This window comes from Saccharopolyspora sp. 7B, assembly GCF_020177435.1.
Lineage (GTDB): Bacteria > Actinomycetota > Actinomycetes > Mycobacteriales > Pseudonocardiaceae > Saccharopolyspora_C > Saccharopolyspora_C gregorii.
In genome coordinates this window covers 1-23,824 of the sequence record NZ_JAIUKC010000130.1, presented here as the reverse complement: position 1 = coordinate 23,824, position 23,824 = coordinate 1, and the positions used below count along the sequence as shown (strand labels likewise).

Here is a 23,824-nt window from a genome sequence, read left to right as displayed (position 1 = left end):
CATCTCCGGCCGGCGTGAACCGGCGGTGTGGTGCTGGACGAGCGCCTGACTGCGGCGCGCCGGGGACGAGTCCATTCGTCCCGTATTATTGCCCGTACAACTAGCCCCCTCGTTGTAGAAGTCGATACTCTAGGTGCTTTCCCCGCCGAGGAGGTAGCCCTCTCGCCGATCACGTTTTTCCCGGTCGTTTATGTCGGAATTGAGGGTGTTCGCTCGTGGCCGTTCCGGGTGGGCTGAAGTGGTGGGAAATGCTCCGATCGGTGGTTTTGGGGATGCGCCTCGGCGCCGTGGTGATGATCGCTTGACCGCGGCTCGTCGGGTCGTGTAGAAGTTATCAACGAATTAAGTGGCGAACTCCGAGGGTCCGGTGGTTCGAAGGTCCGCTCGATAGCGCGGATCATCTTCTGTTTTGCTTCGCCGATCGGTTCTCGTTCTTGACGTCGGTTCCTGGAATTTCGGTGCTCTCCGTTATCGGGTGGGGGAGGTGTGGAACTTCTGCGTGCTGAACTTTGCGCATTGTCGTGTCGGTCGGTCCTGCGGCGTGGCTCGCTGTAGAAGAACGAGATCCGGAGCGTGTGTCAAGAATGTCGACTGAACCCTTCTCGTCGAGCGGGCCCGCTGAGCGCGTCCTCATCGTTTCGCTGATGAAGTCCGGTACTCACCTGATTCAGGAGTTGATGGTCGCGCTCGGGTACGGGATGTACGGCCAGTCCCGGATCACCGATGACATCCGGCCGGAACTCTCCCGGCCAGCGCGCCTGCGCGCGGCCCGGCTCGTCCACGGCGCGGAGCGGGCCGCTGAGCTGGAGAACGCCGATCCGGACGTGTTCGACCAGGTCACCGGGCAAGCGTGGGAGGCGCTCGGCTGGGCGTGGCAGGCCCGGCTGGGGTTGCCGCTGGAGAATCGGTACGGAGCCACCCTGGTCAACTCCGAGCTGGTGGCTCAAGCGCGTTCCCGCAGCATCGGCTCGCGGTTCTCGGACACCCCGGAGAACGTCTGCTGGATCCTCCCCGAGCTGGACATCAAGAAGATCGACGGCAACTTCATCCAGGAGTGGGCCGATACCGGCGAGCCGCGCATCATCTTCATGTACCGCGACCCGCGGGACGTGATCCTTTCGATGGTGAACTTCCTGTCGGGCAAGACGGCCGCGGGATTCGGGAACTTCAGCGAGTTCAAGGTTTTCAGCGCCATCCTGAACTCGTTCCCCACGATGGACGAGAAGCTCGAGTACGCGCTGAGCGATCCAGCGTTCCCGTGCATGGGAGACCATCGGCGTGCGCTGTGGCTGCTGCACCATCCGCAAGTGTGCGCGGTGTCCTTCGAGGAGCTGGTCGGGCCACGTGGGCTCGGAACCGAACAGCGCCAGGACGCCGCCATCCGGCGGGTACTCGACTTCGTCGGATCCCGGTCGAGCTCTGCCGAGGTCGCCGAGAAGATTTTCCGGGAGGACTCCTTCTCGTTCTTCAAAGGCCAGATCGGCGCTTGGCGCGAGGTCTTCACCGCGCGGCATCGCGAAATCGCCGAGTCGGTGCTCGGCGACGTGCTCAGCTCGTACGGCTACGTGTGATCAGAACTCCGAACAGACGAAGAAGGTGGCAGCATGAATCCGCAGGGTGATTCCGATGGCGAAACGCTGGAGATCAACGAGCCGCGGCTGATCAAGTGTATCGAGGAGGGTGAGCCGGATATCGGCGCCCTCTGGGAGTTCTGCGTGCACTTCGAATTCGAGCGGGACCTGGCGGTCGAGAGCATCGCGAAGTGGATCGGCCCTCCGGAGGGCAAGCGCGTCCTCGACTGCGCTTGCGGATCCGGATTCCCCGGGATCGAACTCGCTCAACGCGGTTACGACGTCACCTGCTCCGACGGTAGCGCCGCGATGCTGCGCCACTTCGAGCGCAACGCCCGCCTCGCCGGAGTCGAGCTCACCCCCGAACTGCTGACCTGGGACGGCTTGGTGCAGCGGTACGAGGATTCGTTCGACGTCGTGCTGTGCCGCGGCGGGGGATCTTACCTCTACGGCGGTACTTGGGACGATGACGCTTCGCCTGACTCGGAAGCGCTCGTCGATTCGCTGCGGCAGTTCGTCGGCTGCGTGCGCCCCGGCGGCGGCCGTCTCTACATCGACATCACTCGCGCGGAGGATCTGGAACGCACCGAGCCGCAGGTGACTCGGCGCCCGCGCATGGTGGTCGGCGGACACGTCGTGGAGCTGTCCGAGACGGTGACTCCGCACCCGGAAACCGGAATGCGGGTGTGGAACAGCGAGCTGCGGGTGGACGGGAACGTCTACGAGTTCGAGCGGCGTTCGCACTACCTGCCGCACGAGCAGCTGGTCGCGGTGCTGGAGAAGGCCGGGCTGTCCGAGGTGAATCGGGAGGTCATCCCCGGCGAACACTACGACGTGTTCTCCGGCGTGCGTGCTTGACCGGAGCGGCACGACGGTACTTCCTCGTTGATCGTGGCCCCCGGAGCACCGATCACGGGCGAGGACCGTTGAGCACGGCGCGGGCCGGCCGCGTGAGCGTGAGCTCCCGCGCGTCGGCGGCGCGGGAGGCCGCCAGGAGGCGGACAATGCGGCCTGCCGGTGCCCGCGGTGGAAGATCTCCGGGTCACCCGCCCGGTGAGACGAACTGGGAGGTTCTCTTGGATCCGGTCCTGCTGGTGTTGAGCGGCGGTCAGAGCGAGTACCGGGAGTACATGCTCGGCAAGATCGCCGAGCGGTATCCGATCGTCCTGCTCACTCCTGATCCGGTGACCTGGGAGCGCGAGTACATCACCGCCGAACTTCGGATCGATCCCGCGGACACCGCGGAGATCGTGGCCACCGCGCGGCGCGCCGCGCAGCGCTACGCAGTCGCCGGGGTGCTGACCTACCACGAGCCCTGCGTCGAGCTGGCGGCGGTGATCGCCGCGGAACTGGGGGTGCCGCGATGTCCACCGCAGGGTGCGGCGCGCTGCCGTGACAAGTGGGCCACCCGGTTGGCGCTGGACGCGGACGGCGTCCCCTCCGCTGCGGCGGAGCTGGTCACCTCGGCGGCCGAGGCGGCCGAGGCGGCTGCCCGGATCGGCTACCCGGTCGTGGTCAAGCCCCGTTCGCTGTCGGCCAGCTTCGGGGTGTCGAAAGTGGACTGCCCCGCCGAGCTGGAACCCGCGTTCGACCGGGCCTTCGCGAGCGGCCTGCCGGAGCCGTGGGAGCACCACAGCGGCGTGCTCGTCGAGGAATACCTGGACGGCCCGGAGATCAGCGTCGACAGCGCGGTCCACGGCGGAGTGGTGGAGAGCCCGGTCTTCGCCCGGAAGGTGCTGGGCTATCCGCCGCACTTCGAGGAACTCGGGCACGTCGTGGCCGACCCGGCCGATCTCGTGGCCGATCCGCAGCAGGTGCGAGATGTGGTCCGCGCGGCGCACTCGGCGTTGGGCGTCGACAACACCGTGACGCACACCGAGCTGCGGCTGACCGCACGTGGGCCTCGGCTGGTCGAGGTCAACGGCCGTTCCGGCGGCGACCTCATCCCCGACCTGGCCGAGCTGGCGACGGGGGTGGACATGGCTGCTGCCGCGGCCGACGTGGCCGCGGGAGTGCCGCCGACGTTGCGGGTCGTCCGCTCGCGGGTAGCGGGAATCCGGTTCTTCTACACCGACGAATCCGGCGTCGTGGACGCACTGGAGCTGGATGCCGCAGAGGGTGAGCTGCCGTGGTTGCACCGGGTGACCTGGCTGGTGGAGCCCGGTACGCTGATCCGTCCCGAACCGGGCAGGAGGTACTTCGCCCGCATCGGTTTCGCGGTGGTGGTGGCTGGTTCGGTGTCCGAATGCGAGCAGCGGATGGCGAAGGTCGCCGAGCTGGTCCGCGTGCGCACCACGGGACGGGCGCGGTCGAATCGGTGGTGAAACCCGTTGCCGCATCCGTTCCGCTCGTCGAGCGGATCGGCGACGAAACCGGTACCAGACTTCCGAGGTGGTCGAGTGCTCCGCAGTGCGTTCCGATCCGAGTCGTTGACGCAGCTCGCGCCGCTCAGGTCGTTGCTGCTGGCGGTCCTGGTGTTCCGCACCGGCTGCGTGCTGCTGCCGTTCTTCGGGCTGTACCTGACCGAAGGGGCGCACGTCTCCGCCGGGCTGGTGACGTTGATCGTCGGATGCTTCGGCCTGGGCGGACTGCTGGCCGACGTCTCGATGCCGGCGACCCTGTCCCGGCTTTCTCCCGGCCGCGCCATCCCGCTGGCCCTCGGCGTGCAGGCGGTGGCCTTGCTGGTGGCGGCCGTGGCCGCGCAGCCGATCGCGCTGGTCTGCGCGACCGTGGTGTGGGGCTTCTGCTACGAGATGGTCAATCCCGCCTGCTACACCCTGATCACCCGTTCCGTGGATGCCGAGCACCGCAAGGTCGCGTTCGCGGCGCTGCGGCTGTGCATCAACGTCGGGATGGGGCTGGGCCCGGCGATCGGGTCGGTGCTCTACGCCTGGGGGCAGTTCTCGCTGCTGTTCCTGGTCAATGCCGCGTTCGGGCTGATCGCGGCGGTGTTGGTCCGGAAGTGGGCCGTCGGGTACGAGGTGCCGGGCGAACGCGAGCGCACCGGCGGCAACGCCTGGCACGGCTCGGTCCGCGACGAAGCGCGGTTCTGGACGTTCATGCTCACCGCTTTTCCGGCCCAGCTCGCGTTCGCGTTGCCTTCGACCGTGCTGAGCCTCTACATCGTCAGCCGGTTGGGACTCTCGCCGCTGGTGGCCGGGGTGATCCTGTTCCTCAATGCCGCGATGGTCGTCGTCATCGAGTTGCCGCTGAACATCGCGACCGCCCAGTGGAGCAACACCCGGGCGATCGTGGTGGGCCTGCTGTTCGCCGCGGCCGGGTTCGGGATGATCGGACTGCACCCCAGTTTGTGGCTGCTGGTGCTCTCGACGATCGTGTGGACGATCGGGGAGATGGTCATCGGGCCGGCGTTCCTGGGGTACGTGCAGGAGATCTCGTCGCCGCGGTTGCTGGTGCGCAACATGGGCGCGTTCTCGGGCGGCGTCAACGGCGGCCTCTTGCTGGCTCCGGTGGCCTACGGGATCGTGACCGGTTCCGGGCTGCCCGGCGGGATCTGGTCGCTGGTCGGGGTGGTGCTGCTCGTATCGGTCCTGGTCTTCGGGGTCATCAGCCGAGGCGGACGGGGAACGGGGAGTGCTTCGCAGCGCCCCACCACCGAGTAGTTCACTGTGGACCCGTGCTTCGGTGTGCGCGTCCGGCCTCGGCTGGTCCGGGTGGATCCGGCGCGGGCCGCCCCGGGGGACGGTGCGAACGGGACCGAGATGAGCGGGCCACCACCCGATGGCACATGATCGGGTGGTGGCACCGAACGAGATTCCGAACGACGAAGCCAACGACGAAGCCGACGAGATGTTCGCCGCGTGGATGCGGCAGAACCTGGACCGGGCCGCGGAGCACTTCGCGGTGCGCGTGGTCGGCGAGCCGGTGCTCGGGTGGCGGCAGCGGTCCATCGGCGCGGCCGTGCTCGGCGCCGAAGGCCCGCGCTGGCTGCGGGTGGTCTCCGAGGAGATCCGGTGGGCCGACGGGGACTGGTGGACCGGCAACGCCGACGCCAACGCGATCACCGGTGTGCGCAAACCGCGGGTGCTCGGCCTGGTGGAGTGGGAACTGGCGGAGACGCGGCGGCAGCGCGCCGAGCTGATGACCTTCGTGCCGGGGCAGCGCTGCTCGGATACCGACGTGCTGCGCGCCGAGGTCGACCTGCCCGAGCAGTGGTGGTCGGAGCTGCGCACCGCGCTGGAGACGATCCGGGTGGTACCGACGCTGCGGCTGCGCAACGACGAACCCGACATCCAGCGGGCCGTGCGGGAGAAGCTCGGTCACGAGCTGGACGTCCAGCACTGGGACACCGTGCACGGCGACCTGCACTGGGCGAACCTGGTCCGGCCGCGGTTCGGCCTGCTGGACTGGGAGCTGTGGGGGCGCGGACCGGCGGGCACCGACGCGGCTTCGCTGTACTGCTGCAGCCTGCTCGTGCCGCCGGTCGCCGCGAAGGTGCGGGAGACGTTCGCCGATGTCCTCGACGGTCCGGACGGGCCCACCGCGCTGCGCTACGTCGCCGCCCGTGCCCTGCACCGCGTCGACATGGGCGACCACCCCGACCTCGCCGCACCGCTGCGCGAACTGCTCGCCGGGCTCGACGGCTGACGTGGTGCGGTTCCCGGGCCCGCCGGGCGCCGGTCAGCCGGGGAGGCCGAGAGCGGCGCGGACGATCGCGAGCGCTTCCTGCGGCGGGATGCCGAGGTCGCAGGTCGTGCGCGCGTAGGCGGCGGCGGCTTCGGCGGCGCGGCGGCTGCTCTGGTCCCCGGACGCGGCGACGAAGGTGCCCGCCCGGCCGCGGGTCTCGATCAGCCCGGCCTGCTCCAGCTCGCGGTACGCCTTCGCCGCGGTGTTCGCCGCGATGCCCAGGTCCGCCGCGAGCGCCCGCACCGTCGGCAGCTTCGCGCCCACCGGCAGCTGCCCGGAGTTGATCCGCTCGGCGATCCCGGACCGCACCTGCTCGAACGGGCTCACCCCGGAACCGGGGTCCACCTTGAGATCCATGCCCGCATTGTCCGCCACCGCTCCGGGACGGCCGTCCGCACGGGTGCCCGGGGTGTCCGTCCGCCCGCCGCGCGACCGAACCGGTACGGACTTCACCCGGTGATCTCGTGCGGGACGCCGAGTTCGTCGTAGAGCAGCGCCGCGGTCCGGCGCTGCTCGCGAGCCTGTTCGGGACGTCCGGTGCGTTCGTAGAGGTCGGCGAGCCGCTCGCGGTCCAGGGCCTCGCCGTAGCCGTACTCGGTCTCCTGGTGCAGTGCCAGCGCCTGCTCCAAGTGCTCGGCGGCCTCGTCGGTGCTGCCCATCGCTCCCAGCACCAGGCCGATCTCGCTCAAGCAGCTGGCCTCGTTGCGGCGGTCGCCGTGCGAGCGGCGGATCGCGATGGCCCGGTGCAGGTGCGGGATCGCCTCGTCGAACTGCCCGAGGCGGCACTCGGCTTTGGCCAGCGCGCTCAACGCGGTGGCCTCGCCCCACTCGTCGCCCAGCGCGACGTGCATGGCGTAAGCGCGCTCCAGCGTCTCGTCGGCCTCCGCGTCGCGGCCCAGCCCGTAGTACACGCTGCCGAGGTCGCGCAGCGCCCACGCGTGCGCCCACTCCGGGCCGACCCGTTCCCACAGGGAGACCGCGCGCTGCAGCTCCGCCAGCGCCTTCTGGTGCTCGTGCACCGTTCCCCACGCGATGGCGTCGCTGGTCAGCAGCCAGGCTTCGGCGAGCTCGTCGCCGAGCGCGCGGGCGGACGCGAGCCCGATGCGGTGCGTCTCCAGCCAGTCGGCCACCGGCCGCCGCGACAGCATGAAGGCGAACATCGCCACCGGCAGCTGCCAGCCGAAGACGTGCTCCCCGCGTGCCGAAGCCTGCCGGACCGCGGCCTTCAGGTTCTCGCGCTCCTCGTCGTAGAAGTGCAGCGCGGCCGGGCGATCGGCGAATTCCGGTATGGAGCCGGGGGAATCGGGCGTGTCCATCGGGATCCGGGTGAAGCTCGGCGCCGCCGGCCAGGACGCGGCGATCGTCGCGTGCAGGTACCAGGACAGCAGCCCGCGCACCGCGGCGTCACGTGCCGCCTCGCTCTCATCGTGCCGCGCGCATTCGGCGGCGTAGAGGCCGAGCAGGTCGTGGAAGCGGTAGCGCTGCGCCCGGTGCTCGTCGAGCAGGTGCGCTCCGACCAGGACGTCCAGCAACCGGCGGGTCTTGCTGCGCGTGAGCCCGCTCAGCGCCGTCGCGGCGTCCAAGCCGATGTCGGGGGTCTCGGCGAGCCCGAGCAGCCGGAACAGGCGCGCCGCGTCCGCTGGCAGCGAGCGGTAGGACCAGGAGAAGACCGCCCGCACCGTGGTGAACTCGTCCTCTTCGACGGTCAGCGCGTCCAGCCGGTCGCGCTCGTCGGCCAGCTCCTCGACGAGCTCGGCGACCCGCAGGTGCGCTCCGGCGACGAGCCGTTCTGCGGCGATGCGCAGTGCCAGCGGCAGGAATCCGCAGTACCGGGCCAGTGCGACGGCGGCATCGGGTTCCGCGTCGACCCGGTCGGCGCCCGCGGCCTTGCGGAGCAGTTCGATCGCGCGGTCCGGTGGCAGCACGTCCAGCGACATCCGGGTGGCTCCTTCTCTGGCCGTCAGGCTCGTCAACCGGTTGCGGCTGGTGATCAACGCCCGGCAGGGCGGGGAACCGGGCAGCAGCGGGCGGACCTGCTCGGCGCCGGCGGCGTTGTCGAGCACGATCAGGATGTGGCGACCGGTCAGCAGCGTCCGGTACATCGAGGACTTCGCGTCGGCGTCCACGGGCAACCGCTCGCTGGGAACGCCCAGCGCGCGCAGCATCTCGTCCAGCGCCTCGCTCGCGTCCCGCCTGCGATCGACGTGGTGGCCGCGCAGGTCCACGTACAGGTCGCCGTCGGGGAACCGGTCCCGCACCCGGTGCGCCCAGCAGGCGGCCAGCGACGTCTTCCCGACGCCCCCGGAACCGACGATCAGCCAGGTCGGCGCAGAAGGGTCGGCCAGCCAGGAGTCCAGTGCGGCCAAGCTGGTCTCGCGGTCGGTGAAGTGCGCGACGCGGGCGGGCAACTGCTTCGGCACCGGGGCCTCCGGAGCGGCCCGCTGGTGGAAGTGCACGTCGCCGTCGACCTTGCCCACCTGCACGACGTTGCGCGCGGTTCCGGCGAAGACGTTGCGGATCTCCTCGGCCATCCCGACCTCCGAAGCGAGTGTCCGAGGACGGTGTACCGCCTCCGGGCGCCTCGGCAGGGCGAAACCTCCCGGAAAGTCCGGAAGAACGGCCATCCGGAGCAGCCGCACTACCCGAATGCCCGGCCTGCGGGCAGTGGCGGGCGCGGTCCTTCGCCCCGCTCAGCGGAGGAGCCTCGCGTACGACCTCGGCGCTGCACTGCCGGATCAACGCGTCGATTCCCGCGTCGCCGACCGGCTCGGCCTCGACGACCCGTGCGGACGTGCGGGCCATGATCCTCGGACGTCCCGAGCGGATGCAGCGCTCGGTCACCGCTCGCGGAACGCGCGCAGCAGCTCGTCCGCGGCGAGGGAGGCGGTGAGCCCTCCCGCGCGCACCTCGGACTCGACGTCGTCGACGAGCTCCCGGACGGCGGGATGCGCGGCGAGCTCGGCCATCAGCTGGTCGCGCACCAGCGCCCAGGTCCACTCCACCTGCTGGCGGCTGCGCTTCTCGGCGAGCTCGCCGGACTCCGCCAGCGTCGCCCGGTGCTGCTCGACCTGCTCCCACAGCGCACCCAGGCCGCCGCCGGTGAGGCCGCTGCACGTCACCACCGGCGGCGTCCACGAGGCGCTGACCGGGGTGAGCAGCCGCAGCGCCGAGCGCAGTTCGCGCGCGGCCTTGCGCGCGTCCATCTCGTGCGGGCCGTCGGCCTTGTTCACCGCCACCAGGTCCGCGAGCTCCAGCACGCCCTTCTTGATGCCCTGCAGCTGGTCGCCGGTCCGCGCCAGCGTCAGCAGCAGGAAGCAGTCGACCATGCCGGCCACCGTGACCTCGGACTGCCCGACGCCGACGGTCTCCACCAGCACCACGTCGAACCCGGCGGCCTCCATCAGCACGACGGTCTCCCGGGTGGCGCGGGCGACGCCGCCGAGCGTCCCCGCGGAGGGGGAGGGGCGCACGAACGCCGCCGGATCCGCCGCCAGCGCCGCCATCCGCGTCTTGTCGCCGAGGATGCTGCCGCCGGTCCGGGTCGAGGACGGGTCCACCGCCAGCACCGCCACCCGGTGCCCGGCGGCGGTCAGCGAGGTGCCGAGCGACTCGATGAACGTGGACTTGCCGACCCCGGGCACCCCGGTGATGCCCACCCGGTGCGCGCCACCGCTGTGCGGCAGCAGCTGGACCAGCAGCTCCTGGGCCTTGGCCCGGTGCGCCGGTTTGGTCGACTCGACCAGCGTGATGGCCTGCGCCAGCTTCGTGCGGGAGCCCCCCAGCACGCCCTCGGCGTAGTCCGCGACGTCGATCTCGCGCGGCATCAGTCGAGTTCGAGCCGGGTTCGGAGCTCTTCCAGCAGGCCGAGCGCCGCGTCCGCGATCACCGTGCCCGGCGGGAAGATCGCGCTCGCGCCCGCTTCGCGCAGCGCGTCGAAGTCCGCGGGCGGGATCACGCCACCGACGACGACCATGATGTCCTCGCGGCCCACCGCGGCGAGCTCGTCGCGCAGCGCGGGCACCAGCGTCAGGTGCCCGGCGGCCAGCGAGGACACCCCGACGATGTGCACGTCGGACTCGGCGGCCTGGCGCGCGACCTCGGCGGGGGTCTGGAACAGCGGGCCCACGTCCACGTCGAAGCCGACGTCGGCGAACGCGGAGGCGATCACCTTCTGGCCGCGGTCGTGGCCGTCCTGGCCCATCTTGGCGACCAGGATGCGGGGACGGCGGCCCTCGTCCTCGGCGAAGCGCTCGACGACCTCCAGCGCCCGCTCCAAGGACTTCGACGGTCCCGATTCCTCCCGGTACACCCCGGAGATCGTACGGATCTGGCCGGCGTGGCGGCCGAAGACCTTCTCCATCGCGTCGGAGATCTCGCCGACGGTCGCCTTCGCGCGCGCCGCGTCCACGGCGAGGGTGAGCAGGTTGTGGTCGAGGTCGTCGGGGCGCTCGTCGGACATCGCGGCCTCGGCGGCGCCGGTGAGGCGCCGCAGCGCGTCCTGGCAGGCGGCCTCGTCGCGCTCCTCCCGCAACCGGCGCAGCTTGTCCAGCTGCTCGGCGCGGACCTCGGCGTTGTCGACCTTGAGGACCTCGATCTGCTCGTCGCCGTCGAAGCGGTACTTGTTGATGCCGATCAGCGGCTGCCGCCCGGAGTCGATGCGCGCCTGGGTGCGCGCGGCGGCCTCCTCGACGCGCAGCTTCGGGATGCCCGCGTCGATGGCCTGCGCCATGCCACCGGCGTCCTCGACCTCGGTGATGTGCGCCCAGGCGCGTTCGGCGAGATCGGCGGTGAGTCGTTCGACGTAGTGGCTGCCGCCCCACGGGTCGATCACGCGGGTGGTGCCGGACTCCTGCTGCAGCAGCAGCTGGGTGTTGCGGGCGATGCGCGCGGAGAAGTCGGTGGGCAGCGCCAGCGCCTCGTCGAGGGCGTTGGTGTGCAGCGACTGGGTGTGCCCCTGGGTGGCGGCCATCGCCTCCACGCAGGTGCGCGCCACGTTGTTGTACACGTCCTGAGCGGTCAGCGACCAACCGGAGGTCTGCGAATGAGTGCGCAACGACAGGGATTTCGGGTTCTTCGCGCCGAACTCCTTCACCAGCTTCGCCCACAGCAACCGCGCCGCGCGCAGCTTCGCGACCTCCATCGCGAAGTTCATCCCGATGCCCCAGAAGAACGACAGCCGCGGGGCGAACGAGTCGATGTCCAGCCCGGCCTGCCGGCCCGCGCGCAGGTACTCCACGCCGTCCGCGAGGGTGTAGGCGAGCTCCAGGTCGGCCGTCGCTCCGGCCTCCTGGATGTGGTAGCCGGAGATGGAGATCGAGTTGAACTTCGGCATCCGCCGCGAGGTGTAGGCGAAGATGTCGGAGATGATCCGCATCGACGGCTGCGGCGGGTAGATGTAGGTGTTGCGGACCATGAACTCCTTGAGGATGTCGTTCTGGATGGTCCCCGCGAGCTGTTCCGGTGCCACGCCCTGCTCTTCGGCGGCGACGATGTAGAGCGCCATCACCGGCAGCACGGCGCCGTTCATCGTCATCGACACGCTCATCTCGTCCAGCGGGATCCCGTCGAACAGCTGGCGCATGTCGTAGATCGAGTCGATCGCCACCCCGGCCATGCCCACGTCACCCGACACCCGCGGGTGGTCGGAGTCGTAACCGCGGTGGGTGGCCAGGTCGAACGCCACCGACAGGCCCTTCTGCCCGGCGGCGAGGTTGCGGCGGTAGAACGCGTTCGACGCCGCGGCGGTGGAGAAACCGGCGTACTGGCGCACCGTCCACGGCTGGTTGACGTACATCGTCGGGTACGGGCCGCGCAGGAACGGTGCGATGCCCGGGTAGGTGCCGAGGAAGTCGAGGTCCTCGGTGTCGGCCGCGGTGTAGAGCGGCTTCACCCCGATGCCCTCGGGGGCCTCCCACACCAGCGCGTCGGATTCCTTGCCGGTGGCCGACAGGACCGCCGAGTTCCAGTTCGCGGCGGCCGCCGGCTCGGCGTCCCGGTCCAGCGGGATGTCGGCGAAGTTGGGGATGCTGTGGTTCATCACTCGACTCCCAACGTGCGGTGCGCCGCGCGCAGCACCTCGACGGCATCGCAGCCGGTGAACACCAGACCGTCCACTTCGGACGGTGGTCGCCCCGGCTTCCCGGCCAGCAGCACGGTCTGCGCGCCCGCTTCCTTGAGCGCTCGCGCGGTGTCGGCGGCGCGCTCGCCGTAGACCTTGTCGGCCGAGCACAGGCACGCCACCGGCGACGGGTTCTCGGCGTAGGCGGCGAGCACGTCCGAGGTGGTCTCGGTCGGGCCGGCTTCGACGGCGTCCAGCCCGCCCGCGGCGAACAGGTTCCGCGCGAACGAGGACCGCGCCGTGTAGGTGGCCAGCGGGCCGAGCGTGGCGAGGAAGACCCGGGGTCGTTGCGCGCAGGCGTCGGCGGCGTCGCGCAACGCCTCGAACTCCTCGGCGTAGCGCACCCGGGGCAGCCCGCCGCCCGGCGGAGCCGGGACCGGTGCGCGATGCAGCGGTTCCTCGCCGAGGTTCGGGAACTCGCTGACCCCGGTGATCGGTTCGCTGCGGTCGGCGATGGCGGCCCGGCGGCGGTCCCAGGTGGCGGCGAGCCGGTCGGCGACCAGCCCGGAGCACAGCGCGGCGGGCAGCCCACCGGCGGCTTCGATCTCCTGGAACCAGCGCCACGCGGCCCGCGCGAGCTCGTCGGTGAGCGCTTCCACGTACCAGGAGCCGCCCGCCGGATCGATGACCTGCGCCAGGTGCGACTCGTCGAGCAGCAGCGCCTGGGTGTTGCGGGCGACGCGGCGCGCGAACTCGTCGGGAGCGCCGATCGCGGCGTCGAAGGGCTGCACGGTGATGGCCTGCGCCCCGCCGACCCCGGCGGCGAAGGTGGCGATCGTGCTGCGCAGCATGTTCACCCACGGATCGCGGCGGGTCAGCATCGCCGAGGAGGTGACCGCGTGCTGGCGCTGGGCGCGGGCGGGCTCGGCGGCGCCGCAGCGGCGCGCCACCTGCTCCCACACCCGCCGCGCGGCGCGCAGCTTCGCGATGGTGAGGAACTGGTCGGCGGTCGCGGCGTAGCGGAACTCCAGCAGCCCGCAGGCGGTGTCGGCGTCCAGTCCCGCCTCGGTCAGCCAGCGCAGGTAGGTCACCCCGGCGGCCAGCGAGGCGCCGAGCTCTTCGCCGTCGGAGCCGCCCGCGTCGTGGTACGGCAGCGCGTCGACGGTGATCGCCTGCAACCCGGGGTGCTCCGCGGCGCAGCGCCGCGCGAGCTCCACCGCCTGCTCGGGGCCGGTCTCGCGACCGGTGCGGGCCTGCACGCCGAGCGGATCGGCGCCGAGGTTGCCGCGCAGCGCGCTGGGCGCCACGTCCTGCTCGGCGGCGAGCCGCAGCAGCTCGGCGGCCGCGGCCGGTGCCTCGTCCCCGGCGTCGAGGACCACGCCGATCATGTCCAGGTGCACGCCGTGCAGCGCGTCGCCGAGGTCGCCCACCGCGAGCCCGCCCGCGCCGAACCGCAGCAGCAGCGAGGTGACGCCGCCGTTGAGGTCGGCGAGGACCTCCCGGTTCACCGCCGTCGCGTCCGGGCCGCCGTGGGACTGGCGCACGTCCCAGCCCTCCGCCACCGACCCCTGCGGCCTGCTGCCGCGCACGAACGGCGCGAACCCGGGCACGCCCGCGGCCGGCAGGTCCGCGTCGGCGGAGTACAGCGGTCGCACCGTGAAGCCGTCGTACCCGGGGGAGTCCAGCAGCGCCGCGGCGTCGGCAGGCGACGGATCGTCCTGGCGGATGCGGCCGGTCCGGCGCAGGACCTTCTCCACCTGCTCCAGCCACTGCTCGTGGGTCGGCCGGGGGAATTCGCCGGCCAGGCTGAGCCCGGGCCGGGGGCTGCTCGTCGTCGAGAGCCGGTCAGTGGGCGCCATGACAGTCGATGGTAGGACTCCGCACCGGCCCGGAACGCCGCTTCTCCTGTGACCCACGTCCCAAGATTCCGCGGGGCGCACTGGCGCGCGCAGCGGCGTTCCGCGAGGTCAGCCGCCCGCCCCGCCGTCCGGGACGGGCTTCCGGCCGCCACGTGGGCGGGCTTCCGGTCGGCGCGTGCGGAGGGCTCGTGCTCGGTGCGCGGGGAGCGCCCGCGCGGCGCCTGTGCGCTGGGCCGGTCAGTGCCCGCTGAAGTGGTACTCCCAGCCCGCTTCCGGCGTGTACCGCAGCCGGTAGCAGGTCTCGATCTTGGGCCCGTCGTGCAGGTGGATGTGCCGGAGGAGTCTGCCGAGTACGGCTTCGGAGTCGCGCAGGTCCTGCGTTCGTCCGTCCAGCGGCCCACCCACGAACCGCACCATTCGCTCCGGCATGGCGACCAGTCTCGGTGATCCCCGCTGCTCCGATCCACCCCCGCGCCCCCGGTCATCACTCGGAAGAGTGAGCGCGGGCGGATCGGCCGACCCGGCGGGCGGAGCAGAGGTCTGTCGCGGCGCGCCGCCGCAGCGGACCCCGCTTGCGGCGCGTCGGAGCTGACCAGGGACGATCGGGGGTGCCATGAAGCTGACTGACCACCTCCCCGCCTCGCCCGAACCGGACGCGCTGCTCGACGCCTTCACCACCTGGACCACCGAGCAGGGCATCGAGCTCTACCCGGCGCAGGAAGAAGCGCTGATGGAGGTGGTGACCGGGGCGAACGTCATCCTCAGCACCCCCACCGGCTCCGGCAAGAGCCTCGTCGCCACCGGCGCGCACTTCACCGCCCTCGCCGAGGGCAAGCGCAGCTACTACACCGCGCCGATCAAGGCGCTGGTCTCGGAGAAGTTCTTCGCGCTGGTCGACGTCTTCGGTGCCGACAACGTCGGCATGATGACCGGTGACAGCAGCGTGAACGCGGACGCGCCGATCATCTGCTGCACCGCGGAGATCCTGGCGAACCTGGCGCTGCGCGACGGCGAGCAGGCCGAGCTCGGCCAGGTCGTGATGGACGAGTTCCACTTCTACGCGGAACCGGAGCGCGGCTGGGCGTGGCAGGTGCCGCTGCTGGAGCTGCCGCAGGCCCAGTTCGTGCTCATGTCGGCGACGCTCGGCGACGTCACCCGCTTCGAACGGGACCTCACCGCCCGCACCGGCCGTTCGACGGCGGTGGTGAGCTCGGCGGAGCGCCCGATCCCGTTGACCTTCCGCTACGCGCTGACGCCGCTGCACGAGACGATCGAGGAGCTGCTGGGCGGCAACCAGGCCCCGGTCTACGTCGTCTACTTCAACCAGGCGTCGGCGATGGAGCAGGCGCAGGGCCTGATGAGCGTGAACGTCGCCTCCCGCGAGCAGCGGAACAAGATCGCGGAGGCGATCGGCGACTTCCGGTTCACCGCGGGCTTCGGCAAGACGCTGTCCCGGCTGGTGCGCCACGGCATCGGCGTGCACCACGCGGGGATGCTGCCGAAGTACCGGCGGCTGGTGGAGCAGCTGGCGCAGGCGGGGCTGCTGAAGATCATCTGCGGGACGGACACGCTGGGCGTCGGCATCAACGTGCCGATCCGCACCGTGCTGCTGACCGGGCTCACCAAGTACGACGGGGTGCGCACCCGGCACCTGAAGGCGCGCGAGTTCCACCAGATCGCCGGGCGCGCGGGCCGCGCGGGCTACGACACCGCGGGCTACGTGGTGGTGCAGGCCCCGGAGCACGTGATCGAGAACGAGAAGGCGCTGGCGAAGGCGGGGGAGGACCCGAAGAAGCGGCGCAAGGTGGTGCGCAAGCAGGCGCCCGAGGGCTTCGTGTCGTGGAGCGAGAAGACCTTCGAGAAGCTGGTGGAGGCCGAGCCGGAGCCGCTGATCTCCAGCTTCCAGGTCAGCCACTCGATGCTGCTCAACGTGATCAACCGCCCCGGTGACGCGTTCGCGGCGATGAAGCACCTGCTCACCGAGAACCACGAGGACCGCCCGGCGCAGCGCAGGCACATCCTGCGCGCCATCGCGATCTACCGCGCGCTGCTGGCCGCGGACGTGGTGGAGCGGCTGGACGAGCCGGACGAGCTGGGCCGCCGGGTGCGGCTGACGGTGGACCTGCAGTTCGACTTCGCGCTGAACCAGCCGCTGTCGCCGTTCGCGCTGGCCGCGATCGAGCTGCTGGACGTGGAGTCGCCGAGCTACGCGCTGGACGTGCTCTCCGTCATCGAGTCCACTCTGGACAACCCGCGGCAGGTGCTGTCGGCGCAGCAGTTCAAGGCGCGCGGCGAGGCCGTGGCGCAGATGAAGGCCGACGGCATCGAGTACGACGAGCGGATGGAGCTGCTGGAGGACGTCACCTACCCGAAGCCGCTGCAGGACATGCTGGAAGCGGCCTACGAGATGTACCGCAAGGGGCATCCGTGGGTCGCCGAGCACGAGCTGTCGCCGAAGTCGGTGGCGCGGGACATGTTCGAGCGGGCGATGAACTTCGTCGAGTTCGTCAACCACTACGGCCTGGCCCGGTCCGAGGGGCTGGTGCTGCGCTACCTCGCGGACGTCTACAAGGCGCTGCGCCACACGGTGCCCGCGGACGCGAAGACCGAGGAGCTCACCGACCTGGTGGAGTGGCTCGGCGAGCTGGTCCGCCAGGTCGATTCGAGCCTGCTCGACGAGTGGGAGCGGCTGCGCAACCCGGGTGCCGAGATCACCGCCGAGCCGGCGGCGGCCGAGGCGGCCCCCGCCGGGATCACCCAGAACAAGCGGGCGTTCCGGGTGCAGGTGCGCAACGCGCTGTTCCGCCGCGTGGAGCTCGCCGCCCGCCGCTGGACCACCCCGCTCGGCGAGCTGGACCCCGAGTTCGGCGCCGAGGCGTGGGAAGAGGCGCTGGACGGCTACTTCGCCGAGTACGACGAGATCGGCACCGACGCCGACGCGCGCGGCCCGGCGATGCTGATGATCACCGAAGAGCCGGAGCGCTGGCTGGTGCGCCAGATCTTCGCCGACCCGGCGGGCGACCACGACTGGGGCATCAGCGCCGAGGTCGATCTGGCCGCCTCCGACGAGGAGGGCTCCGCGGTGATCCGCGTGCAGGCGGTCGACCAGCAGTAGCGCGCCGGTCCGCGGGTGCCATACGGTCGGGGGACGCGACCGAGAGGAATGCGATCATGCCGCAGACCGTGGTAGTGGGCATCGACGGCTCCGATGAATCCGGGCGCGCGCTGCGCTGGGCCGCCGACTACGTCACGAAGGTGGGCGGGCTGGTGCACGCCATCGCCGTCTGGCACCAGCCGGTGCAGTTCGGCTACCGGCTGCCCACTCCGGACTCCGAACTGGAGGCGCGGGCCCGCGAGCTGCTGGACGGCACGACGGAGGCGGTGCAGCGGGAGTTCCCGGACGTCGACATCCGGCCCCGGCTGATCCGCGGGCACGTGGTCGACGAGCTGGTGGGGTTGTCGCCGCAGGCGGACATGATGGTGCTGGGCAACAAGGGCCACGGCGCGTTCACCGGCATGATGGTGGGTTCGGTGGCGCTGAAGCTGGTGCACCACGCCCGCTGCCCGGTGCTGGTGGTCCGCTGAACTCCTTCCCGGGCTTGCTGCTCAGCGGTTCCGCCGCTGACAGGACGAAGTGCGAACGCGAGCGGCCCGCTTCCCGTGGGGGAGGCGGGCCGCTCGGTGCGTGCGGGGCTCACTTCTCGCGGAAGGCGGTGATCATGCAGCCGAGCTCGGCGAAGCGTTCCCCGAGGCCGGGCAGCGCGCGTCCGTAGCCGGCGGTGATCTCGTTGGTGGGTTCGCGCCGCACGTTCCAGCCGCGCCCGGCCAGCACCTCGCCGGGGTCGGGGCGCTCGTCGGTGCTGAACAGGGCCTGCAGGTCCATGCCCCATTCGAGGGCGAGGTTCCGGAGCTCGTCGCTGACGTACTCCTCGCGCGGTCCGGTCATGTGCTCGATGGAGATCCTGCTGCCGGGGGCGGAGAACCGGTCGATGATGGCCAGCAGCTGCGCTTCCGCCTCGGCGGGCAGGTAGGGCAGGAGTCCTTCGGCGAGCCACGCGGTGGGCAGCGAGGCGTCGAACCCGGCGGTTTCGAGGGCGCTCGCCCAGTCGTCGCGCAGGTCCACCGGCACGACCCGCCGGTCGCTGCCGGGCTGCGCGCCGATCCGGTCCAGCGTCTCGTCCTTGAACTGCAGCACCTTCGGCTGGTCGATCTCGAAGACCCGCAGGCCTTCGGGCCAGTTGAGCCGGAACGCGCGAGTGTCGAGCCCGGACGCGAGGATCACCGCCTGCTGCACCCCGCCCGCGGCGGCGCGCAGGAAGTACTCGTCGAAGAACCGGGTCCGCACGCCGAGGTAGCCGGACATGGTCTCCAGCATCTCGGCGGAGGAGTTCTCCATCTCGGCGAGCGCCGGGGATCGGGCGGCGGCGACCAGGCCCTCGGCGTAGGGGTCGTTGATCAGCCGGTCGTCCCGGTGGGATTCGATCGCGCGTGCGGCCGCCACGGCGAGGGCGGTCATCCCGACGCCGGAGACGATGTCCCATTGCTCGTGGGTACTGGTCACGTGAGCACCTTCCGTCGGCTTCGACCTGCTTCGCAAGGCTAACGTTAAGGTTGCGCCATGCAACTATGTGTGAGCTGGTCGGCCTTCGCTCATTTCGGACGAACGGCGTAGCCCGGCCGCCGGGGCCGGTGGTTCGGCGCTGGTCGGGCGAGGTGCGCGGCGCGAAGGGCGCGGTCCGCGCGCGGCAGCGCGAGATCACCCGTTCGGCCCAGCGGTGCGAGGGCCGTCCGCACCGCCGGGCCGGACGATCAGTCCTGCTGCTCGTCCTGTTCGCGGCGCTGGTCCTCCGCGCGCTGCTCGTCCTCGCCGGGCGACCGGTCCTCGTCGCGGGCGTCGTCGTCCTGCCGCGACCCGTCCTGCTCGTCCCGATCGGTCCTCGCGCGCCGCCCGTCCGAGCCGCCGTCCTCGTCCTCCGCGCGCCGCTCGTTGCGCCGCTGCTCCTCGCGGTAGCCGTAGGCGGCCTGCCGGACCGCGGCGTCGGTCTCCAGGCTGGATCCCAAGGCACCCGCGATCACGCCCATCGTGGTGAACCCCCACGCCAGCGCCAGGTACCGGGTGAAGTCGGCCTCGTGCCCCAGACTGCTCGCCAGCAGCTCCGGCGGGACCACGAACAGCGCCACCAGCAGGTTGATCACGAACAGCCCGGCGTACATGCAGCCGACGCCGATGGTCAGCGTCGCCACCGTCGAGATGTTGTAGAGCAGCACCTGCTCCCGGTCCCGTGCGCTGTCCCGGCGCCGCTTCTCCCACAACCCGTGCGCGGCGATCAGCCAGCCCACCAGGATCACCACCGACCCGAGCGCGGCGAGCACCTGGCGCCCGGCGCCGAGCATGTCGCCGATCTGCCAGATCGTGCTCGACGACAACCCGAACGCGCTCGTGGCCACCGCCGCGGCCAGCGCGTTGCGCAGCCCGAACACCAGCCGCCACGGCTGGTTCGTGCGCACCATGCCGCTGAGCAGCCGGAGCCTGCCGCGGCTGCGGGTGGCGGTGTAGCGGACGTCGACCTCGCCGTCGTCGGAGCCCTGCTCGCTGGTGCGGCGGATGGGCGCGACCGCTTCGGTGAGCTTGCTGTCCAGCCCGTAGCGGTGGTCGGCGCCGCCGTCGCGACCGGTCAGCTCGTCGACGAGCTGCAGCACCACCTGGCGGGACCGCCGGTACGGCTGGGTGCCGCCCAGCGCGGGCAGCGAGACCACCGCGACCCGGCCGTCGAGGTTCGCGTCGGCGACCACCGGCCGCCGGTTCACCCGCACCGGCAGGTCGGTGAGGGTGATCGCGTAGTCCCAGTCCCGTTCCCGCAGCCGGTCGGCGGTGGCGCGCAGGATGTCGCGGGTGCTGTGCTCGCCGGCGGTCACCGGGTCCACGTCCACTTCGACCGTCCACTCGCGGTCGTCGCCGAGGTGCTCCGGCAACTCGTCCGCGAGGTGTCGCGCCACCTGCTCCGGCAGGTCCGGATCGGTGATCAGCCCCAGCTTCACCTGCCCGGATCGGCAGGCATCCGTTCGCCGGGTTCCGCCCGCGTCGTCCATCTGCTCCCGCACCTTCGCGTCGTCACTGATCATCCCCACCGGTTATCCGCTCGCCGGAAGACCAAACCCGTCACCGGCCTCGTGTCCGAACGGTCACGGAGCGTCGGGAGTGGCAGGTAGGCTCCGGCTTCGAGACGATCACCGGCCCGGGGGTGGCGATGAGCGAACCAGTCTGGTCGAACAACAGCAACAGCGCTCCGGTGCACGGCAACGTCGTGCAGGCCGGCCGGGTCGAGCGGCTCATCGTGCAGTCGCGCGACGGCGCCGAGCTCCCGGTGCCGCGGACGTTGCCGCGCGACCCGCGCCACCACGGGTTCCGGAACAGGGTGGTGGAGCTGGCCGAACTGGACCGGTTGCGGGGGCTCGCGAACGACGAGCAGCGCCCGCTGACGGTCGTGCTCCCCGGGATGCCCGGTGTCGGCAAGACGATGACGGCGCTGCGCTGGGCGCACCAGGTGCAGGACGAGTTCTCGGACGGGGTGCTGGTGGCCGATTTGGGCGGCGCCTCGCCGACCGGACCGGCGAGACCGTTCGACGTGCTCGGCGCCTTCCTGCGCGATCTCGGCGTCACCGAGGTCGGCGCGCTCATCACGGAGCGCGAACGCGTGAACCTGTTCCACACGCTCACCGCGCACCGCGAGCTGCTGATCGTGCTCGACGATGCCGCGACCTCGCGCCAGGTGAAGGCGCTGCTGCCGCCTTCCCCGCGCAGCTGCGTGGTCGTCACGACCCGGTACGCGCTGGATCTGCTGGGCGACGGCGGCGTGGAGCACGTCCCCGTGGAGCCCTTCGACTTGGACGACGCCCTGGCCCTGGTGTCGGAGGCGGCCGGGACGCCGGAGACCCCGCTGGATCCGGCCGCGCTGCGCAAGCTGGCCGAGGCGTGCGGTCGGCTTCCGCTGGCGCTGCGCGTCGCGGGTGCTCGGTTGCGCGGGCGGTCGTCGATCGAGTCCTTCGTGGACCGGGTCGTCGAGGGCTCCGGACTGCTGACCCACCTGCACTTCGATGGCGAGCGGCTCGTGCACGGCGTGTTCGAGGTCTGCTACCGGGAGCTGCCGCCCGCCGAGGCCCGCGCGTACCGGTTCCTGGGACTGCACCCCGGCCCGGAGTTCAGCGTCGCGGCGGTGGCCGCGCTGCTCGGCACCTCGGAGTTCGAGGCGGAAGAGGTGTTGGCGGAACTGCGCCGGGTCGGTCTCCTCGGCGTGACCGGTGACCGGTACCGGATCCACCCGCTGCTGCAGCGGCACGCGGAGGACGCCGGGCGCGATGCGGACACCGTCGCCGACCAGGCGGCGGCGCTGACGAGGCTCGTCGAGCACTACCACTCGTTCGCGATGGCCCGGGACGTCGTGCTGAGCTCCCGCCGCCGCCTCAGCACGCGGTACGACTCCGTGTCCGCCGCGCACACCGGGCCGAAGGCGCGGCGGAAGGCGCTGGACGACCTGGACACCGAGCGGCTCAACCTGCTCGCCGCAGTGCGGGTCGCCGAATCCCTCGGCCTCCACGACCGGGTCTGGCAGCTCTGCGAGAGCCTGTTCACCTACCAGTTCGACCGAGACCTGTTCGGTGACCTGCTCGACGCGCACCTGGCGGGCATCCGCGCCGCCGAAGCCCTCGGCGATGCCGCGGTGCTGGCTCGAATGGTCTCGCAGTACGGTTCCGGCTTGTTCGCCGCGCACGACGACGCCGAAGCCCGCGTCCAGTTCGAACGGGCCCGCCGCATCGCCGTCGAGTGCGGGGACGCGCTCGCGGAGCAGAGCGCCACCGAGTGGACCGGGTTCGTGCACGAGCGCGCGGGCGCCCCCGAGGCGGCGCTGGAGTGCTTCGAGCGTTCCCGGGCCATCATCCGCTCCCGGTTCGCCCCGGAGCACCGGCCGCGTCCGCTCGCGTTGTACGGGCTGAACGCCGGTCGGGTCCTGGTCTCGGTGGGGCGGTACGACGAGGCGCGCCCCGAGCTGCTGGCCGCCGCGGAGGTCTTCCGGACGAACGGTGAACGCGGCAACCTGGCGAAGGTCGAACTGCCGCTGGCCGAGCTGGAACTGCGCACCGGCGGCGCCGATGCGTTGCCGCGCTTGGAACGGGTGCTGGCCGTCTTCGCGGAACTCCGCATGCGGTCCTGGCAGGTAACGGCGCTGGAACTGCTCGCCGAAGCCCTGGATGGGGCGGGGGACGCCGAGAAGGCACTGCTCCGACGGCAGGAAGCGAGGGATCTCGCGATGGTGCTGGGACGGCAGCGGGCCGCCGCGGGGTCGGATCAGGACAGCTGAACGCGGACCCCGTTCACCGAGGTCTCCGGCCCGAGCTCGTCGATGCTCCTGCCTGCGGCGAGCCAGCCGTGCACCGCGGCGGCGAAGCACATCGGCCGGCCCGCGCCCGGGACCCGCGGGCTGATCCGCGCCGTGCGGCCGGAGCGGGTCCGCACCAGGCACGCGTCGCCCTGCACCGCTGCGGCCAGCAGCGATCCGGGACGTGCGTCGAGCGCGTCCCGGAGCCAGTCGTGCACGTGCTCGCCCCAGTCGCCCGTGGTGAGCACCAGCACGTCGGCGGCTTCGCGCAAGCTCCGCCCGGGATGTTCGGCCGCGACCACCAACGCCCCGTCGGCCGTGGTGCGTGGCAGATCCACGGGATGCCGGACCACCCGCAGACCGCCGTCGGGTTCGACCTCGGTGCGGGCGCGGCTCGCGGTCGGCAGGCAGGCCGCGGGTGCGGGGAGACCGCTGAGGTCGTCCGGCGGCACCGGTGGTTCCTCCTCGGGCTCGGGCAGCTCCAGCAGCTCGTAGCAGACCCGCCGCACCGCTCCGGCCGCCTCACCCGGGCGCGAGGTGAGCCGTCCGCCCAGGTCGGTGAACGAGGCGGCGGCCCGTTCGGCCGCAGCCAGCCGAGGGCCGATCGGCTCGTGCTCGGCCAGCCGCGGAGCGCGGGCACCGACGACGTCCACCAGCGAGCCCGGCGCGACCTCGCGGGCCGGGAATGAACCGAGCAGGGTGGGGATGCCGAGAACGGCGCCGTACGTGGTGACGGAGCCATGATCACCGATCAGGTAATCGGAGGCGATCAGCGTCGCGCGCCAACCGAATTCCGGTGGGACCAGCACGAGTCCCGCCCGCAGGTGCCGTGCGAGCAAGCGGTGCACTTCGCTGCGGCCGTGCCCGTACCAGATGTTCGGGTGCAGGATGGCGGCGAACCGGTGTTCGTCGGAGGGGAATTCGTCCAACACCCGGGAGAAGACGTCGGGAACTCTTCCCAGCAGCGATTCCGACCACCACGTCGAACTGATCGTGATGAGCGTCCGATCATCGGCGCCCAGTGCCCGCCGGTAGGCGGGGCGCCAGGGGAGGCTGGTCAGCAGTCGGTCGTAGCAGGCGTCACCGGCTACGACCGCGGTGCCGAGCGCTTCCGGGACCGCTGCCGCGAGTTGTGCGCGCTGGTCCTCGTGCGACATGACCAGGGCGGAGGCGATGGGGCGGCCTTCGTAGAGCACCCATTGCGGATCCAGCCCGAAAGCGACGCGCCGGTTCTCCGGTTCTCCGGTTCTCCGGTTCTCCGGTTCTCCGGTTCTCCGGTTCTCCGGTTCTCCGGTTCTCCGGTTCTCCGGTTCT

At 71.4% G+C, this 23,824-nt stretch carries 16 protein-coding genes and 1 pseudogene; 8 read left to right on the top strand and 9 right to left on the bottom strand.

Going from position 1 to position 23,824, the window contains the following annotated elements; genetic code table 11:
* Nucleotides 1-521: 521 nt before the first annotated feature.
* The 5 genes from LCD33_RS20210 (at nt 522) to LCD33_RS20190 (ending at nt 6,179) form a co-directional block, all read left to right on the top strand.
* Entirely contained in the window at nt 522-1,571 is a 1,050-nt protein-coding gene (locus LCD33_RS20210) for a sulfotransferase (protein ID WP_224966909.1), read from the top strand.
* A gap of 33 nt (nt 1,572-1,604) precedes the next feature.
* Nucleotides 1,605-2,429: a class I SAM-dependent methyltransferase gene (locus tag LCD33_RS20205; RefSeq protein WP_224966908.1), complete on the top strand. Its 825-nt coding sequence runs from the start codon at nt 1,605-1,607 to the stop codon at nt 2,427-2,429.
* A gap of 218 nt (nt 2,430-2,647) precedes the next feature.
* The gene (locus LCD33_RS20200) at nt 2,648-3,895 is read left to right on the top strand and encodes an ATP-grasp domain-containing protein (protein WP_224966907.1); all 1,248 of its coding nucleotides are present in this window, start codon (nt 2,648-2,650) and stop codon (nt 3,893-3,895) included.
* 75 nt (nt 3,896-3,970) lie between these two features.
* Nucleotides 3,971-5,194, top strand: coding sequence for an MFS transporter (locus tag LCD33_RS20195; RefSeq protein WP_224966906.1), 1,224 nt, complete (start codon nt 3,971-3,973; stop codon nt 5,192-5,194).
* A gap of 136 nt (nt 5,195-5,330) precedes the next feature.
* Nucleotides 5,331-6,179 (top strand): aminoglycoside phosphotransferase, encoded by an 849-nt coding sequence (locus LCD33_RS20190; RefSeq protein ID WP_224966905.1) that lies wholly within the window; start codon nt 5,331-5,333, stop codon nt 6,177-6,179.
* 33 nt (nt 6,180-6,212) lie between these two features.
* Here LCD33_RS20190 and LCD33_RS20185 read toward each other — a convergent pair whose 3' ends face one another.
* The 6 genes from LCD33_RS20185 to LCD33_RS20160 form a co-directional block, all read right to left on the bottom strand.
* Nucleotides 6,213-6,575, bottom strand: a complete 363-nt coding sequence (locus LCD33_RS20185) for a GntR family transcriptional regulator (RefSeq protein ID WP_224966904.1) — start codon at nt 6,573-6,575, stop codon at nt 6,213-6,215.
* A 92-nt stretch (nt 6,576-6,667) separates the two neighbouring features.
* A complete protein-coding gene (locus tag LCD33_RS20180; protein WP_224958957.1) occupies nt 6,668-8,749 on the bottom strand; it encodes a tetratricopeptide repeat protein in 2,082 nt (693 codons plus the stop codon).
* Between the two features lie 306 nt (nt 8,750-9,055).
* Nucleotides 9,056-10,042 carry a methylmalonyl Co-A mutase-associated GTPase MeaB gene (gene meaB / locus LCD33_RS20175; RefSeq protein WP_224966903.1) on the bottom strand — a complete coding sequence of 329 codons (987 nt, stop codon included), beginning with the start codon at nt 10,040-10,042 and terminating at the stop codon, nt 9,056-9,058.
* The gene (gene scpA / locus LCD33_RS20170) at nt 10,042-12,255 is read right to left on the bottom strand and encodes a methylmalonyl-CoA mutase (protein ID WP_224958955.1); all 2,214 of its coding nucleotides are present in this window, start codon (nt 12,253-12,255) and stop codon (nt 10,042-10,044) included. Before scpA ends, meaB begins: the two co-directional genes overlap by 1 nt.
* On the bottom strand, nt 12,255-14,135 hold the full coding sequence (locus LCD33_RS20165; protein ID WP_224978146.1) for a methylmalonyl-CoA mutase family protein: 1,881 nt from the start codon (nt 14,133-14,135) through the stop codon (nt 12,255-12,257). Before LCD33_RS20165 ends, scpA begins: the two co-directional genes overlap by 1 nt.
* Nucleotides 14,136-14,372: 237 nt before the next feature.
* Complete coding sequence (locus LCD33_RS20160) at nt 14,373-14,564, bottom strand: hypothetical protein (RefSeq protein WP_224958953.1); 192 nt, start codon at nt 14,562-14,564, stop codon at nt 14,373-14,375.
* A 184-nt stretch (nt 14,565-14,748) separates the two neighbouring features.
* Here LCD33_RS20160 and LCD33_RS20155 point away from each other — a divergent pair, with 184 nt between their 5' ends.
* Both LCD33_RS20155 and LCD33_RS20150 read left to right on the top strand, forming a co-directional pair.
* Complete coding sequence (locus LCD33_RS20155; RefSeq protein WP_224958952.1) at nt 14,749-17,250, top strand: RNA helicase; 2,502 nt, start codon at nt 14,749-14,751, stop codon at nt 17,248-17,250.
* A gap of 56 nt (nt 17,251-17,306) precedes the next feature.
* Nucleotides 17,307-17,720: a universal stress protein gene (locus LCD33_RS20150; protein WP_224958951.1), complete on the top strand. Its 414-nt coding sequence runs from the start codon at nt 17,307-17,309 to the stop codon at nt 17,718-17,720.
* A gap of 109 nt (nt 17,721-17,829) precedes the next feature.
* Here LCD33_RS20150 and LCD33_RS20145 read toward each other — a convergent pair whose 3' ends face one another.
* Nucleotides 17,830-18,651 carry an SAM-dependent methyltransferase gene (locus LCD33_RS20145; protein ID WP_255615060.1) on the bottom strand — a complete coding sequence of 274 codons (822 nt, stop codon included), beginning with the start codon at nt 18,649-18,651 and terminating at the stop codon, nt 17,830-17,832.
* A 293-nt stretch (nt 18,652-18,944) separates the two neighbouring features.
* A complete protein-coding gene (locus LCD33_RS20140) occupies nt 18,945-20,258 on the bottom strand; it encodes a hypothetical protein (RefSeq protein WP_224966902.1) in 1,314 nt (437 codons plus the stop codon).
* Nucleotides 20,259-20,383: 125 nt separating this feature from the next.
* Here LCD33_RS20140 and LCD33_RS20135 point away from each other — a divergent pair, with 125 nt between their 5' ends.
* Nucleotides 20,384-22,492: an NB-ARC domain-containing protein gene (locus tag LCD33_RS20135; RefSeq protein ID WP_224966901.1), complete on the top strand. Its 2,109-nt coding sequence runs from the start codon at nt 20,384-20,386 to the stop codon at nt 22,490-22,492.
* On the opposite strand, the pseudogene LCD33_RS20130 reads toward LCD33_RS20135, so the two are convergent.
* Nucleotides 22,480-23,824 (bottom strand): annotated as a pseudogene (locus tag LCD33_RS20130) (hypothetical protein); the annotation flags it as partial. The gene LCD33_RS20135 and the pseudogene LCD33_RS20130 sit on opposite strands and share 13 nt — an antisense overlap.